Source organism: Edaphobacter paludis, assembly GCF_039993895.1.
GTDB lineage: Bacteria > Acidobacteriota > Terriglobia > Terriglobales > Acidobacteriaceae > Edaphobacter > Edaphobacter paludis.
In genome coordinates this window covers 2,885,214-2,901,050 of record NZ_CP121194.1, presented here as the reverse complement: position 1 = coordinate 2,901,050, position 15,837 = coordinate 2,885,214, and the positions used below count along the sequence as shown (strand labels likewise).

The following is a 15,837-nucleotide window of genomic DNA, read 5'->3' as shown; positions in this document are numbered from 1 at the left end:
GATTGAAGTCTCGCAAATCAGAATATGGGAGAAATGGATGTCTGGAGTAATTGGATGGGATGAGGATGTGCCATCGGCAGTGCTGGTTGGCTTGACTCCAATGGGCGGAGCGAAGGTTGACGAAAAGATGCCGAAGGAACCGGCCGGACATATGGAGTTGCTGCATGTGATGGTGGTGGACGACGACGAGGCGGTGCGCAAGGCCTGCTGCGAGATCGCAGCGCGGCTGGGCTGTGTCGTGGTGGGCGCGGGAAATGCGACGGCGGCGCAGGCGATCCTGAAAGACCATCAGATCGACCTGATCTTATTGGACCTGAAGCTTCCGGGCGGCGGCGGGATGGCTCTGCTGGAGCAGGTGAAGATGCTGCATCCCGAGACGGCAGTGGTGGTGATGACGGCGTTTGCCACGGTGTCGTCGGCGGTGGAGGCTATGCGGATTGGGGCGAGCGACTACCTGACCAAGCCGTTTGCCCTGGAAGATCTGACTCTGGTGCTGGAGCGGGCGGGACAGCGGCACCATATGGACGTGCAGAGCCGTCAACTGCGGGAGCGGCTGCGGACGCAGCAGGGGATGGGCGGCCTGGTGGGGCAGTCGCCGGAGATGGAGAAGTTGTACAGGATTCTGTCGAAGGTGGCTTTCTCGACGCATCCGGTGCTGATACTGGGCGAGAGCGGGACAGGCAAGGAACTGGTGGCGCGGTCGATCCACTTCAATGGGACGAATGCGGCCAAACCATTTATTCCCGTGGATTGCGGGTCGCTGGTGCCGACGCTGATTGAGAGCGAGCTGTTTGGTCATGTGAAGGGTGCTTTTACCGGGGCTGACCGAGCGAAAGAGGGCTTGCTGGCTTCGGCGGATGGAGGCACGGTCTTTCTGGATGAGATTGGCGAGCTTCCACTGGATTTGCAGTCGAAGCTGCTGCGGGCGCTGCAGGAGAAGGAGGTGCGTCCTGTGGGGGCGACGCAGACGCGGCCTATTTCGGCAAGGGTGCTGGCAGCGACCAACCGCGACTTGGCGACGATGGTGGAGCAGGGGCGGTTTCGCAAGGACCTTTACTTCCGGTTGAACGTGGTGAATCTGCGGATTCCGCCGCTGCGCAACCGGCGCGAGGACATCGCTCCGCTGGCTATGCATTTTCTGGAGCGGATGAAGAAGGAGACGGGCGTCGAGCGCGTCTTTTCAGACGAGACTCTGCGCATGATCACGGAGTATGACTGGCCGGGCAATGTGCGCGAACTTGAAAACGCGATTGAGCGGGCCTGTGCACTTTCGTCGGGGCCGGTGCTGCACATGGGCGACCTGCCGACGCAGTTGCAGGACTTTCGAATGCAGCGTGGCGGTGCGGTCTTTCCCACTGGTGATGGCTTGAATGAGGGGCATACGGCGAGCGAGACGAAGACCAGCATCGTCACGATGGCGGAGTTGGAGAAGAAGGCCATCCTGGAGACGCTGCGGCAGTTGGATGGAGACAAGCTGATGGCGGCGCGCCTGCTGGGGATTGGCAAGACGACGCTCTACAGGAAGCTGAAGGAGTACGGGATCGCGGAAGGTTAGCAGGCGAAAGGCGAAATACAGGGACCTCTCCACTACGCCGCTATAAAGCTGCGCGGCTTTAGTCGAGGAAGTGCAGTTTTGTGACAGCGGGGCCGGAGTAAATTGTGTAGAGAGTTTGGGAGGATGGTTATGCGGTGCACGCATCTGGATCAGATTCGGAAGGTCAAGCCCTCGTCGCGAGGGTGTGAGGACTGTTTGAAGATTGGCAGCTCGTGGGTGCATCTGCGGATGTGCCTGATCTGCGGGCATGTGGCGTGCTGCGACTCGTCTCCGCATCGCCATGCCACGGCGCACTTTCATGCGACCAAGCATCCGATCATGCGATCAGTCGAGCCGGGGGAGGACTGGGGCTGGTGCTATGTGGATGAGATCGAGGTGGATGTCGCTTGATTCGGCGCGAGTTAGCTGGAGTTTGCGCTGGGTTTGTTATTCTGGGCTCACCCTTTGAAAGAGAGTGAGTATCCAAAAAATGTCAGAAGAAGCAGTAAAGATTACAGTCCGCCCCAACGGTCCATTGCGGGTGGAAGGCCATATTGTGTTGACCGATGCCGATGGCAAAGAGTGGGACCTGACTGGCAAGCCGGCGGTTTCACTTTGCCGCTGCGGCGCGAGTGAGAAGCGGCCGTTCTGCGATGGCTCGCATAACAAGGTGGGTTTTCAGTGCCTGGCCAGCCCGGCGCTGCTTACTTAAGACGGATGAAAGTACAGACCGACCGCGGATGGACCGGATAAAAACGGATATAAAAGTGTTGTTGATCGAGCTGTTCTTTGGGTGGGTCATGGCACTTGGTTTTATCCGTTTCGATCCGCGTTCTCCGTGGTCGATTTGTCTCTTCGTATGGTGATTTTATTTTGAGGTAGGGTTTTGATGCGGGTTCGCCGAGGGTTTGCCGCGCTGCTTTGCGGGTTGGTACTGGCGTCGGCATCTGCGGCGTGGGGGAGACAGAAGTCCGCCGATCAGGTTGCGGTGACGTTGAGTGCGAGTGCGCTCGATCAGTATGTGGGGCTCTATCACGGGTCTGAAGAGCCGGATGCGGTGGATTCGGTTTATCGCGAGGGCGACAAGTTATATATCGAGAATGAACGGAAGCCGCGAGCGGAACTGCGCGCCGAGGCTGTGGACCGTTTCTTTGCGCCGGGAACGTTACTGCATCTGCAGTTTGTGCGGGGTGCCGGGGGAAAGGTCACTGGCGTAACAATGGTGTACGGACCGAACGCTTCGTGGAGTCTGGAACGCTTCAGCGATGTGGCGGTTCGGCTAAATCATGCGCTTGCTTATTCGCGTACGACGGTGATGATGCCCATGCGCGATGGGGCGAAGCTTCATGCGGTGATTCTGCGGCCGGTGGGGTCGGAGACGAGCGGAGCGCCGCTGCCGTTTTTGATGGAGCGGACGCCTTATGGGACAGATGACGACAGCTCGGACAGCGTGAACAGCAGCAAGCCGGAGCTGGCGGCGAGCGGATATATCTTCGTGTTCTGCGATATTCGCGGGCGGTACGAGTCGGAGGGGAAGTTTGTGATGAACCGGCCTATCGTCGCGCATGTGACAAAGAATGATGTGGACGAGACGACGGATACGCGGGACACGATTGACTGGCTGCTGAAGAATGTTCCGAACAATAATGGGCGCGTAGGTGTGATCGGGGTCTCGTATCCGGGCTTCCTGGCGATGATGGCGGGGATTGATCCACATCCGGCAGTGAAGGCGATCTCACCGCAGGCTCCGATGACAGACGTCTGGATGGGAGATGACTTCTTTCATAATGGAGCGTTTCGCGAGACGTATGGGTTCGACTATGTGCAGGAGCTGGAGAAACAAAAGACGGCCAAGCGTGTGGAGAGCACGGGAGACACCTACGATTTCTTTTTGCAGCATGTGAACTTTGCCGGAGCGGCCAAGGCCGCGCATATGAGCAATCTGCCTACGGCGAAGGCGTTTATAACGCAGCCTTCCTACACGAAGTTCTGGCAGGATATGGCAGTGCAGCGGCATTTGACCAGGGTCGAGGTGCCTACGCTGGAAGTCGGCGGCTGGTGGGATCAGGAAGATATGTGGGGGACACAGGCGGAGTATGCGGCGCTGGAGCCGCATGATGCGAAGCATGAGGTGTTTCTGGTGCTGGGTCCGTGGAACCATGGCGGGTGGTCGTGGACGACGCGGCATCTGGGACCGCTGGACTTTGGCGCGTCTACGGGAGATCAGTATCGCAAGACGGTGGAGGCGCCTTTCTTTGAGAAGTATTTGAAGGACAGGGCTGGCTTTGACTTGAAGGACACGGATAGCTTTCGTACCGGCGTGAATAAGTGGGAGCGGTATGATGTTTGGCCACCGAAGATCGGGTTCAAGGCGGAGAAGTTGTATCTGACGGAGGGCGGGGGACTCAGCTTTACTGCGCCGGTGGGTGGCGGGGCGGCGGCGAGTTATGTGTCCGATCCGGCGAATCCGATTCCTTACCGGCCCCGGCCTATTCAGGCTACGTATGGGGATGGATCGAAGTGGCGGACGTGGCTGGTGGACGATCAGCGTTTTGTGAGCGGCAGGAAGGACCTGGCCAATTTTTCTACTCCGGTTTTAGATCATGATGTGACGGTTACAGGGAATGTGAAAGCGGATCTGTTTGCGGCCACTACGGGGAGCGACGCGGATTGGGTGGTGAAGCTGATCGATGTTTATCCCGATGATTCGCCTGGAGAGATGGCCGGGTATCAGTTGATGATCGCGGATGAGATCTTTCGCGGGCGGTATTTGAAGAGCTTTGAGAAGCCTGAGCCGTTGGTGCCGGGTCAGGTGACTGAATTCAAGTGGAGTCTTCACGGAGTGGACCATACGTTTTTGAAGGGCCACCGGATGATGGTCGAGGTGCAGTCAAGCTGGTTCCCGCTGTATGACCGGAATCCACAGACGTTTGTGCCGGATATCATGACCGCTCCGAAGAAGGCCTACAAGGCAGAGACGGAGACGATCTTCGGGTCGGCAAAGTATCCTTCGCATCTGGAGTTTTCGGAATCGAAGTAAATGCAGGGTTGGACACACCTTTCGGAGGAGATGGCATGATTCGAACAATCAGCAGCCGCGAGGTCTATCGCAACCGCTGGACGCGGGTGCGCGAGGATGTGATTGAGCGGACAAATGGGCATCGGGGAATCTATGGGGTGGTCGATAAAGATCCGGCTGCGATCATTATTCCTCTGGAAGTGACGGCGGACGGGGAGTTCGTCTACCTGATCGAACAGTTTCGCTATACGGTGGGCGGGCGTCATATCGAGTTTCCTCAGGGCGGGTGGGAGTTGGCCGAAGTGGATGCGGAGGAGATGGCGCGGGGGGAATTGCGTGAGGAGACTGGGCTGACGGCGGAGAGGATGACTCATCTCGCTACGCTGCAGATTGCTTATGGGGTCATGAACCAGCAGCAGCATGTGTTTCTTGCGGAGGGACTGACAATGGGACAGGCTGAGCCGGACCAGGAGGAGAACGATCTGGTGGTGCTGCGGGTCGACGTAAGGGAGTTTGAGCGGCTGCTTCTGGACGGAGCAATTGTCGATAATTGCACGGTCGCAGCGTGGGGTCTTTACAAGGTTTGGCGCGAGCGGGCGAAAGCCTAACTCCGACTTCGCCGGTGAGAAGTGTGCAAAAAGTTGCGACTTTGATCGTGGTGGAGAGGTGATCCGCAGAAGTAGGTTCGAAAGATTCGACTGGCATTAACAAGTTTTTGAAGATATAGTCGCCATTCGCCAGTGAAACATATTGGCGGGCGCAGTAAAGATTTGCTGGGCTCCTTAATCTATTGCGGCACTTGAATTGGCTTCCAGGGCGGGAAGATGGACACGCACACACTTGTTGTGATGAACGTGCTTTTGTATGTGCTGTATGCGGGTGTGATCGCGTTGAATGCTCGCATGATTGGAACGGCGAAAGGCGCGGCTTGGTTTGCAGGCGCGAATCTAAGCCGGGGTGCAGGCCTGCTGTTTCTGCTGCTTGTTGGAGTCACACCAGTTAGCCAGGCCCTAAGCGGCATGATGGCGGTGCTGGGCGTCATGATGCTTCACTTCAGCTTTGACAGACTGCTGGAACGCGGACCGCTGCTGCGGTCGCTTCAATATGTGTTAGTGGGGATGATGGCCGCGGGAACGGTGTATCTTCTGATCGTACCGCCGCGCTATCCCGCGATGCTGCTGTTGATATCTGCGACGGAGAGCGTGCAGGTTGCGGCAACGGCGTCGGTGGTATTTCTGTTTGCCGGTGACGAGCTTGGTCCTGCAGCGAGCCTGACCGGAGCGTCACTGGCGGTATATGCCTTTCTGTTGTTGGCGCGAGCGAGCAGCACGCTGCGGTTCAGTTCGATGGGCTACCCCGAACTGGCTAACGAGACATTGCGGTATTGGCTGATGGGAATGCTGGTAACCAACAGCGCGATCGCCTTTGGTTTCATGTTTCTCTCGGCGGCGAAGCAGCGTATTGAACTACTTTGGCACGCGCAGGCCGATGAGTTGACCGGCTTGTTGAACCGTTGGGCGCTGGCTCGGATTGCGCTGCGTGAGATAGCGCGATGTGGACGGACGAAGGGAATGATCGCGGTCGTGATGATGGACCTCGATGGTCTGAAGCGCGTGAACGACTCGCTGGGACACGGCTGTGGAGATGCCGTCCTGCAGGCGGTCGGGAAGGCGCTCCAGGAAACGGTTCGGGGACAGGATGCGGTCGCGCGAATGGGCGGGGATGAGTTCTGTATTCTGCTTCCCGATACGGGACTGGCGGAGGCGATGATGGCGGCGGAACGCATGCGGACGCAGGTGGAGGCGTTGACTCTGCGATACCGGGATGAGACGGTGAAAATTCGAACCAGCCTCGGAGTGGCGTCGTCGGAGAATTGTGGATTGTCGTGGCAGACCCTGTTGGAGCAGAGCGATGCGGCGTTATACCGCGCCAAGCGGGGGGGGCGGAACAAGGTTGTAGCGGCCGAGGTTGAGCCTTTGGGAGAGGGCGGGTGAGGGGGGGACGGCCTCACTCTAACCTTGCTCGTATGCTTGGATTATGGATGGAAGAAAGCAAGAACCCCACCTTAGCGACGATAAAACTGCGCGAAGATGGGGCACCCGCTTCATGGCTGATGGTTATTTGATGGTTCCGTTGAGCCCGTCGGGGAAGAAGACTCCCTTGTTGGTGGCGCTGCCTCCTGTGACGATCTGGATGATCTGTGCAGGGGTGCGGGCAAATGCAATGCTGTTCGAGTCCGCATCGACGAAGGTGGTTGCGGGAAGACTGGCAGAGCCGTTGAGGCTGACGTTTACGGTGGTGAGACCGATGTCGTCGACCGGTGTACCCGATGGATTAGCCAGCTTGCTGCGTGTCGCCGAGATCTTCTGAGTGAGACCGGCCAGCGCGCCCGAACCGGCATCGATCTGATTGATGGCAGTGCGGATAAGACCGGCGTGGTAGGCCTCGACCGCGAGAATGCCCGCTGCGGCGGTCAGGACCGTATTGCTGGTGATAGCGGCAGCTGCCCCGTGGTAAGCCGTGACGCCGACATCCTCAAAGATATAGGCGCCGATTAGGAAGTCTGCGTCTTTATCGAAGGGATCGAATGTCGACCCGATGCCCGCCGCCATGGCGAGAGTGTTGAAGGAGTTGTAGAGATCGATGTTGGGCATCGAAACGGCAGCGCTGCCGAGCGCGCTCTGGAGGAAGGTGACGTGCTTGCCTTCTTCAATAGCGGTCTCCGTAGCGTAATCAGAGATGGTTTGGTTGGAGAAGGGCACCTTCGCGAAGCTGGGCTTGAGGGTGACGGTTCCAGCGGCACCAAGACTGGCATTGGGAGCTGTCGGGATCGGGGTTGGCTGCTGGTCGATGGTGACGCCGAACGCCGCGAGGCTGTAGAACTGGGCTTCGAGGTATTCGAGATTGAGGGCGAAGTTGAGGATGTCGTTATCGGTGAGGGCTGCTTGTGCCTTTGCAACGCCGGTGAGGAAGAGGCCGGCGATCGCTGCTCCGCCCATCGTCATCATGGCGCGGCGGCTGGAGATGATTTCGTCGAGTTTCTTTGTCTCTTGATTTGCCATGGTCTTTTCCTTTAGGAAGCGGTTGCTTTAATGTTTCCGTTGAGGCCGCTGGGGAAGAAGCCGCCCTTGCTGACGCCTGCTCCGCCGCCGGTGCCGTAGACGATGTGCAGAACCTGGTCGGTCGTCCGCGCAAAGGCGATGGCGTTGGTGGTGTCGGCTGCGACGATGCTCTTGCTGCTGAGTGCGGTCTCGTTGCCGCCGCCCAGAGTGCCGCGCAGAGCGGATACCTGGTTGGCGATTTTGACGTAGGTCTGGTCGTTATTGGCGGCCGCCATGCCGACGAGCAGCGTGCGAATTGCGGCTGCATGGTAGGCTTCGACGCCGAGGATTCCGGCGGCTGCGGTCAGGATCGTTTTGTCGGTGAGCAGACCAGCCGCGCCATGATAGGCAGTGACTCCTACGTCTTCAAATACGAAGGCGCCGATGAGGAAGCCCTGTGGCGAGGTGAAAGGATTGAAGGTCGGCGTAGTGGTGATGCCTGCTGCGACGGCGAGGGGCGCAAAAAAGGTGAGGTCGATGTCCGGACGCGAGATCGGCGTTCCGTTGGCGGCTGTGATCGCCTTCCGCAGAAAGCGGACGTGGTTGACCTCGTCCTGTGCGATCTCATTGGCGTACTGGGCGAGACCCGAGCTGCCCCAGGGAACGGCGGCGACGCCTGTGGCCTTGGTGGTGCCTGCGCCGGTTCCTGCATCGGCAGCCGAAAGGCCTTGGCCCGTGGCTGCGTAAAGATAGAACTCGGCTTCGAGATATTCAAGGTTGAGGGCGAAGTTGAGGACGTCCAAGTTCGGGTTGGCGGCGGGAGGAGTAGTGCCACCACCGCTGGGCGCAGACGCGGGTGCTGTGGCGTCGTTGCAGCCAGCCAGAAGTGCGGCCGCAGCTGCGGTTCCTGCTCCTGCCATGAACGTTCGGCGGGAGACTGCTTTCTTGATAAGTTCGTTTACTTTTTCCACAATGGGACCTCTCCTGAATGCAGGTTGAATTGCGCCTTCATTGGAAGTAACGCCAGAGGTGGAGATGTGGATGTAAGGGAAAGGAAATAAAAATGACTAAATTGATTGTACGGGGAGGAGCATCAGGTCTTCGATGAGGCCGACTTCTTTCTGGACGAAAGGCTCGGCGTAACGCACGCCCGCGAGCAAGCCGTAGTGGCGCGCGGTGGCGAAGGTGCGCTCGCGGATGTCGTCCTCGCGGACGAAGATAGAATCACCTGTGGATTGGGATGCGTACTGCGAGCGATAGGCTGCTAGAGCCTCATAACGCTGCTCGATGTACGGCGTTATGTCGACGACGAAGGATGGTCGGACATCGGCGTAGAGCGAGGCGTAGAGGATTTTGTAAGGGCGGTGAGGCTCGCCGGGAATATCCAACTTGGCTAAGCCAGCGATGAAGCAGGCCTCGTATCCGAGCGTCGCTGTGGTGTAGTGGTCGGGGTGGCGGCCTTGCCAGTAAGGCAGTATCACGACGCGCGGACGAAGCCGACGGAGGACCTCTGCGACCTTGAGACGGTTAGGCAACGTGTTTTCGACGTTGCCGTCTGGAAGATCGAGGGCTTCGCGGTGGTTGACATTTAGGATGCGGGCGGCGGCGATGGCCTCGGCTTCACGCTCAGCGGCAGTGCCGCGGGTGCCGGACTCACCACGGGTAAGGTCGAGGATGCCCGTACGCCAGCCCCGGGCATGCATGGCGAGCAGCGTACCGCCACAGGTCTGCTCAACGTCGTCCCGGTGGGCGGCTATGGCAAGAATGTCGATGGAGGGCATGGTGGTTATGGTAGCAGCGGCATGGCTTAAAGAGTTAGACCCTATCCTTTGCGGTGAGTCTGCAAAAAGATAGGGCCTGATCTGTTTTGGGACCAAGTCTTAGTTGTCGCTATCGGCAATGGCGTCCATATAGGCGACGTCGAGTGCTGTTCCCTGAACGGTTACAAACTCATTGTCGATCTCGGAGCCGTCTGCGGTGTTGAAGACGTGGACCTGCCCACCGTAGGCGGTGTAGACCTTGTGGAAGTTCTGTACCCAGCAAAGGCCGGTGAGGTCGCCGTAGTAATAGAGGTTCTGGTTGGTATTGGGATAGCCGACCGTGTGGGTTGAGTCGCCCGGGACGACGTTCGGCACAACCTGGGCGGTCTTTCCTCCGAGGTCGAAGCGGGTGAGGCAGTTGTAATTTTCGTTCAGCTTCTGGCGCTCGCCGGTGGCACAGAATTGCGAACCGATCCAGAGAGTGTTGTCGTCGGCGAAGAGCAGCTTGGTATGAGTGCCGTCGGAGATAGAGTACTTGCCGGTGACCGCGGTGGAGGGGCTGCTGGCGGCGGCAGCGAGGTTGACGGTGGTGAGATAGCCTGCGAAGAGGCCATCGGGCATCTGCTGCTGACCCGCTACATAAAGCGTGGTGGCGTCAGAGAGCGCGACCGTTGCTCCGCCGGGAATGGGTACGTTCGACACAAAGGCGGACTTGTCGGGGGTGGTATTGGGGATGGTATTGACGTTGAGGGTGCTCTGGTTCAACAGGGTGAGGCTGGAGGTGGTTCCACCGCACTCGGCGCCGCAGTTGAGGACGTACGCTGTGGTGCCGTCGAGCGAAAAGTAAGCTCCGACGGGGCGATCGAAGGCGTTTGAGCCGCCTCCCGCACCCGCGGGATTGACCGGCACGATGCAATAGACGGGCAGGTTGAGCGGCTCACAGTCGGTGGCGCCCGTAGCCGTGATCGCCGCGGCGGAGGTTGGGAACTGGTTGGCGTTGAGCTTGACCAGGCGGTAGACGATATTGGAGTTGCGTACCATCGCCAGCACGACGGTATCCCCCTGATTGACGGCTACCTTATAGACGTCGGGGAGATTGAGGCCGTAGGTGCCGCCCGTAGTGTTGTCGAGGACGGCGAGCTGACCGGAGCGCTCTTCGGCGGCATAGTAATGCGTGAAGGTCGGCGGGATAGCGATAGATGCAGCCTGGGGGAATTTGGTCGAGGAGCCGGAAGAGGATTCCTTGCTGTAGTCGATGGTGGCCAGGCTGCCGTCGGTGTTGGAGTAGACGTAGCCGTGCACCTCGGCAGGGAAGTTGAAGATCATGCTGGGATAGCCGGAGTTATAGCCAGCGATCTGGAAGGTGGGAACAGTGTTCTCAATATTGCTGCGGATGTCGCGCTTGGCGTCGACGATGGCCAGGCTGCCGGTGGCCCCTGCGGTCGAAGTGCTGGAACCGTTCACCGTATAGGCGATCATCACCCGTTGGGCTAGCTTGCTGGGTGGCACAGGCCGGTTGGCAAAGGTGTACTGGGGAAACTTGTAGTAATAATAGTCGGCGCTATGGCAGGAGCTGAGGGTGAGGCACGCGATAGCGATCAGCAGGCCGCAGTAGATCTGGGTGCTGAGGGACTGGGCAAAGAGACTTCGATTCTTCAACGTGAACAAACTCCGACCTGAGCGCTGCGGCGTGTTTATGCGGGCCACGGCTATCCGCTGAGTATAACAAAGGAGGCAGAATGGCTGGGCAGCTGGAGGATCAGGCGGGATTGCCGGACGGCTGGGTTTGGAGCGCATCCCGCTGGTGGCTTAGGATGATGAGAATACCCGGAGAGAACGATGAGTGATGGGGCTGGCGGTATCGCCATACATTATGTTGCGGAACCTGCCGCGACGGCCAGGCTGTTTGCGGGGGCAACGGTGCTGTGCGACGGTGCGATGGGAACGATGCTGTATGCACGCGGCGTGTTCATCAACCGCTGCTATGACGAACTGAACCTGTCGCAGCCGGATCTGGTGCGCGAGGTGCACGCTGAGTATTTGCAGGCGGGCGCGGAGATCGTCGAGACCAATACCTTCGGGGCGAACCGCTTTCGCCTGGAACACTTCGGGTTTCAGGATAAGGTCCGTGAGATCAATGTCGCTGGTGTAAAGCTTGCCCGGGAGTGTGTCGAACAGATCCGCGAGAAGCAGGCGAGCGAGGCTTTTGTGGCGGGCTCGATTGGGCCGCTGGGGGTTCGGTTGGAGCCCTTAGGCAAGGTTGGCCTCGATGAGGCCCAGGCGGCGTTTGCCGAGCAGATTCGGGCGATGGCTGAAGGCGGCCCGGGAGTCGGCGTCGATCTGTTGATTGTAGAGACGATGACTTCGCTGACAGAGGCGAGGCAGGCGATCCTGGCGGCGAGGAGCGAGGCTCCCTCGCTTCCCGTGATCGTAATGATGACGGTTGATGAAGAGGGCAACTGCCTTGATGGCGCCTCTGCCGAGACTGCCGCCCTGAAGCTGACGGAGTGGGGCGCGGATGCGGTTGGCTGTAACTGCAGCGCGGGTCCGGCGACGGTGCTGAGCGTCATTGAACGCATGCGCGTGGTGACTTCGCTGCCTCTGGCGGCGATGCCGAATGCGGGCATTCCCCGCGCCGTAGAGGGACGTACGCTCTATCTGACTTCGCCGGAGTACATGGCGAGCTTTACCCGCAAGCTGGTGAAGGCGGGAGCGAGTTTTGTGGGCGGCTGTTGCGGAACGACTCCAAGCTATACCCGGGCGATGAAGAGCGCGCTGCGTGCCTTGGACGCGATGGAGACTGGTGCGCAGGTCATGGAGCGCGGCGAGTCTGCTTCAGCTGCCCCGGCTAAAAATAAGGTGGAACCGCCTCCGCTGGGGCAACGCTCGAAAATCGGCTCGATGGTGGCCGCGGGCGACTTTGTCACCATGGTCGAGATCGTCCCACCCAAAGGAATCGATTGCAGCAAGGAGCTGAATGGGGCGGCGGAGCTTCACAAGCTGGGAGTGGATGCGATCAATGTGCCCGATTCGCCCCGCGCCAGTGCAAGGATGAGCGCGCAGAGCCTGTGTGTGCAGATTCAGCAGAACATCGGCATCGAGACGATCCTGCACTACACCTGCCGCGACCGCAACGTGCTGAGTATTCAGAGCGATCTGCTGGGAGCCTCTTCGATAGGGCTGAAGAATGTTCTTTGCCTCACCGGCGATCCACCGAAGCTAGGCAACTACCCCGATGCGACGGCGGTCTTCGACGTCGATGCAATCGGGCTGGTGAACATCGTTCGCAACCTGAACTGCGGCCTGGACATTGGCAAGAATTCGATCGGCGAGTCGACCGGATTTACCGTCGCGGTCGCGGCGAACCCGGGAGTGCCTGATATCGATCAGGAAGTTCGGCGATTCGCGTACAAAGTGGAGGCCGGTGCGGAATATGCGATTACCCAGCCGGTCTTCGACCTGCGTTTGCTCGAAGAATTCCTCAAGCGGATCGAGTCGTTCCGGATTCCGGTGATTGCCGGGATATGGCCGCTGACCAACCTGCGCAATGCGGAGTTCATGAAGAACGATCTGCGAGTAAGCATGCCCGAGGAGATTATGGCGCGGATGGCCGCGGCGACGTCGCCTGAGGCATCGCGGGCCGAGGGCGTAAAGATCGCCCAGGAGATGCTGGCCGAGGTGAGGCCGATGGTGCAAGGGGTTCAGGTGAGCGCGCCGTTTGGCAAGTATGCGGCAGCAGCGCAGGTGCTGGGGCTGGTCGAAGCGGGGGTGGCATAATGGCGGACTTTGAGCAGAAGCTGACGGCGCTCGAGGCCGTGGTCGAAAAGCTGGAGCGAGGAGATCTGTCGCTCGATGATTCGGTGCGGCTGTTTGAAGAAGGGGTGAAGCTCTCCGACGCTTGCAAGAAGGAGCTGGAGGCTGCCGAGGGGAAGATTCAGGTGCTGGTCGAGCGAGGAAGCCGCATGGTGGCGACCGATCTGGATGTTGCTGGCGAAGAGGACGACGAGTAGGCGCACCCTCTGCATATCGGCGCCGCTTTACTGCGCTGTGAGCCGGCTTGTGCTCTCAACCGGGCACAGTTTGACTTCGCGCATGCCGCGAAGCGAATTGCAGAGATAGATAGCGTCTGCCGATTCGAGATCTTCAAGCGTCAGTACCATTTCTCTCGAGGTGGCGTCCGTTTCGAGAGTGTGGCGGCGGAAGACTCCGGGTAAGACGCCGGAGCTGAGCGGAGGAGTCAACAATTCTCCGCCTCTTCGTATAAAGATATTGCTGATAGCTCCCTCGGTGACTTCATCTCTCTCGTTGAAAAAAATGACTTCGTCGAAGCCATCGCTGCGGCACTTCGCGTATTGCGATTCGTAGAGTTCCCGGCGCGTTGTCTTATGGCGAAGAAAGACATCCGTCGATGAAGTTCGTTCTGACGATAGCCGGATGCGGCCCGTCTGTGAAGCTGCATCTGCGGTGTACTTTGAGTGGCTGACTGTTAACTCTCCGCTTTCGGCGAGCAGCAGGCGAACTCGATAGAAGGCTCTCGGCTCAAACGAAGACGATTCCGCAATCAATTGCGACTGGGCCGCTGCACGATCGAAGACGTAGCCAAAGTAAGATGCAGATGCTTCCATGCGGTTGAGGTGCATGGAGAGCAGGCGGAATTCACCGTTCCACAGCATCGTCTCAATCAACTGGAAGTTGCGACGCGTGCGAATGAGGAACTCTGCCTTCAACAGGCACTCACGGTATTCGTCTTGTGGGTCAGAGTCGGCTACGATGCCGCTGCCTACTCCCATATGCGCTTTGCCCGCATGCAGATCGAGCGTGCGAATAGCCACATTGAATGTTGCGGTCCCATCAGGAGCCATGTAGCCGATGGAGCCGGTGTAGATTCCACGCGGCGCGGCCTCCAACTCGTGAATGATCTCCATGGTGCGAATCTTGGGGGCGCCGGTGATGGAGCCGCTCGGGAACATCCCCTTGAAGATGTCGTAGTACGTGAGCGCCGGGCGAAGCGTACCCGAGACGGTCGAGGTCATTTGTAACAGTGTCTGATACGTTTCGACGGAGAAGATGTCATCCACCTGAACGCTGCCCATCTCGCAGATGCGGCCCATGTCGTTGCGTAGCAGATCGACGATCATCACGTGTTCGCAGCGGTTCTTTTCATCGTTCCGCAACCGGACAGCGGCCTCTGCATCTTCAGCGGAATCCAAACCACGTGACATCGTTCCCTTCATGGGGCGAGTCGTGATCCGGCCTTGCTCGATCTTGAAAAACAGCTCAGGCGAAATCGAAAGTATCTGGTGTCCAGCCACGTTTAGAAATGCACTGTAGGCCACCGGTTGCTGATGCAGCAAAGTCGCAAAGGCAACATCGGTGTTGATTGGGGCAGATAGCGAGACCCTGTTGGTGAAGTTGACCTGATAGGTGTCTCCAGCGAAGATGTATTCTTTGATGCGCTCGATCTTCGCGGTGTAGTCCGGTTCTGAGATGGCCAATTCGACTTTATCGGCAAAGCCAGTCACAGTTTTTTTTGTAACCGATTCAGGCAAATGCGGCGGTAGTTCGCCATCGAATTCGCCTGTCTCGTGATCGAAGATCAGGGGCTTTCGATAAATTCCAAACCACGCCAGAGGCGATTCCTGAACAGGGATAGAAATATCCTTGAATCGCTCAAAGTGATATCCACATTCGTAGCTGAGAAATCCCGCCGCATAAAATCCGTCGGCGAGTGCCCGCTCAATTTGCCGAAAGAGGCCAGGAATCTCTTCAAGCCGATAGGCGGCTATTGTTTGGATCGGATCAAGAAAGAGAAAGCTTCGCTTGTTGAAGTTGTCGAAGCGGGCAGTCTGGAGCAAAACGGAATCCGTATGGCTGGCGACAAGGGAATGCAACTGCGGCGGAAGCGGGTGCCATTGGTTCAACTTGTCTCCACGGGGGCGGCAGGGGGGATGCGATCATCCTAAGCTGCCGAGCGTCCTCTTATCATCTTAAGTCAGGTTTGTTCATTCGGCATCGGGCGCTGGAGGGGTTTACCAGTCCCGGCCAATATCGGAGACTCGACCGCAGTCTCCCTCGGTGAGATAGCAGCGCATCAAACCGCACACCACGGCCATCGCTACGCCGACAATCATGAACCATATACCCGAACTCGTCATGATCTTTCCTCGAAAGTAGGGAAGCAGGAAGACGACGACTCCCGCATACATCAGGATCGTCAGCACTATTCGCCATGTTTTCCTCATCATCTCTCTACCTCCTTGGCAGCAAGTCCTTCATCACTTCTTCACCAAATGGCAATCTGCTTTGGTATGTCCATCGATACCCTCGGCATACGGGCTCCGGCGTCCCCCCAGATATATCGTCCAGCGGCGTAGTGCGCTCCCGAAGCAGGCGGCACCGTCGGCGCCGCACTCGAAGCTCGCATGAATCTTCGTAACGGCAAACTCCAGGCAGGCGAACGGTAAGGTCTTCCGCCGCGGCGGA

Annotated in this window: 14 protein-coding genes; 8 read left to right on the top strand and 6 right to left on the bottom strand. The window is 58.6% G+C overall.

What is annotated here, in order from left to right:
* The first annotated feature begins 37 nt into the window (after positions 1 to 37).
* From P4G45_RS12060 to P4G45_RS12035, 6 genes are all read left to right on the top strand, one after another.
* The gene (locus P4G45_RS12060) at positions 38 to 1,555 is read left to right on the top strand and encodes a sigma-54 dependent transcriptional regulator (protein WP_348266724.1); all 1,518 of its coding nucleotides are present in this window, start codon (positions 38 to 40) and stop codon (positions 1,553 to 1,555) included.
* A gap of 129 nt (positions 1,556 to 1,684) precedes the next feature.
* Positions 1,685 to 1,945 carry a UBP-type zinc finger domain-containing protein gene (locus P4G45_RS12055; RefSeq protein ID WP_348266723.1) on the top strand — a complete coding sequence of 87 codons (261 nt, stop codon included), beginning with the start codon at positions 1,685 to 1,687 and terminating at the stop codon, positions 1,943 to 1,945.
* A gap of 79 nt (positions 1,946 to 2,024) precedes the next feature.
* On the top strand, positions 2,025 to 2,246 hold the full coding sequence (locus P4G45_RS12050; RefSeq protein ID WP_348266722.1) for a CDGSH iron-sulfur domain-containing protein: 222 nt from the start codon (positions 2,025 to 2,027) through the stop codon (positions 2,244 to 2,246).
* Positions 2,247 to 2,423: 177 nt separating this feature from the next.
* Entirely contained in the window at positions 2,424 to 4,574 is a 2,151-nt protein-coding gene (locus P4G45_RS12045; protein ID WP_348266721.1) for a CocE/NonD family hydrolase, read from the top strand.
* 35 nt (positions 4,575 to 4,609) lie between these two features.
* Entirely contained in the window at positions 4,610 to 5,161 is a 552-nt protein-coding gene (locus P4G45_RS12040) for an NUDIX hydrolase (RefSeq protein ID WP_348266720.1), read from the top strand.
* Between the two features lie 216 nt (positions 5,162 to 5,377).
* Positions 5,378 to 6,547, top strand: a complete 1,170-nt coding sequence (locus P4G45_RS12035; protein ID WP_348266719.1) for a GGDEF domain-containing protein — start codon at positions 5,378 to 5,380, stop codon at positions 6,545 to 6,547.
* A gap of 123 nt (positions 6,548 to 6,670) precedes the next feature.
* On the opposite strand, the gene P4G45_RS12030 is transcribed toward P4G45_RS12035, so the two are convergent.
* From P4G45_RS12030 to P4G45_RS12015, 4 genes are all read right to left on the bottom strand, one after another.
* Positions 6,671 to 7,615, bottom strand: coding sequence for a ferritin-like domain-containing protein (locus P4G45_RS12030; RefSeq protein WP_348266718.1), 945 nt, complete (start codon positions 7,613 to 7,615; stop codon positions 6,671 to 6,673).
* A gap of 11 nt (positions 7,616 to 7,626) precedes the next feature.
* Positions 7,627 to 8,565, bottom strand: coding sequence for a ferritin-like domain-containing protein (locus P4G45_RS12025; RefSeq protein ID WP_348266717.1), 939 nt, complete (start codon positions 8,563 to 8,565; stop codon positions 7,627 to 7,629).
* Positions 8,566 to 8,661: 96 nt separating this feature from the next.
* Positions 8,662 to 9,375 (bottom strand): bacillithiol biosynthesis deacetylase BshB1, encoded by a 714-nt coding sequence (bshB1, locus tag P4G45_RS12020; RefSeq protein ID WP_348266716.1) that lies wholly within the window; start codon positions 9,373 to 9,375, stop codon positions 8,662 to 8,664.
* 99 nt (positions 9,376 to 9,474) lie between these two features.
* The gene (locus P4G45_RS12015) at positions 9,475 to 11,013 is read right to left on the bottom strand and encodes a hypothetical protein (protein WP_348266715.1); all 1,539 of its coding nucleotides are present in this window, start codon (positions 11,011 to 11,013) and stop codon (positions 9,475 to 9,477) included.
* A 180-nt stretch (positions 11,014 to 11,193) separates the two neighbouring features.
* Here P4G45_RS12015 and P4G45_RS12010 point away from each other — a divergent pair, with 180 nt between their 5' ends.
* Positions 11,194 to 13,131 carry a bifunctional homocysteine S-methyltransferase/methylenetetrahydrofolate reductase gene (locus P4G45_RS12010; protein ID WP_348266714.1) on the top strand — a complete coding sequence of 646 codons (1,938 nt, stop codon included), beginning with the start codon at positions 11,194 to 11,196 and terminating at the stop codon, positions 13,129 to 13,131.
* A complete protein-coding gene (locus P4G45_RS12005; protein ID WP_348266713.1) occupies positions 13,131 to 13,364 on the top strand; it encodes an exodeoxyribonuclease VII small subunit in 234 nt (77 codons plus the stop codon). Before P4G45_RS12010 ends, P4G45_RS12005 begins: the two co-directional genes overlap by 1 nt.
* Positions 13,365 to 13,391: 27 nt before the next feature.
* On the opposite strand, the gene pabB is transcribed toward P4G45_RS12005, so the two are convergent.
* Positions 13,392 to 15,275: an aminodeoxychorismate synthase component I gene (gene pabB, locus P4G45_RS12000; RefSeq protein ID WP_348266712.1), complete on the bottom strand. Its 1,884-nt coding sequence runs from the start codon at positions 15,273 to 15,275 to the stop codon at positions 13,392 to 13,394.
* Between the two features lie 108 nt (positions 15,276 to 15,383).
* Positions 15,384 to 15,599, bottom strand: coding sequence for a hypothetical protein (locus tag P4G45_RS11995; protein ID WP_348266711.1), 216 nt, complete (start codon positions 15,597 to 15,599; stop codon positions 15,384 to 15,386).
* Positions 15,600 to 15,837 lie beyond the last annotated feature (238 nt).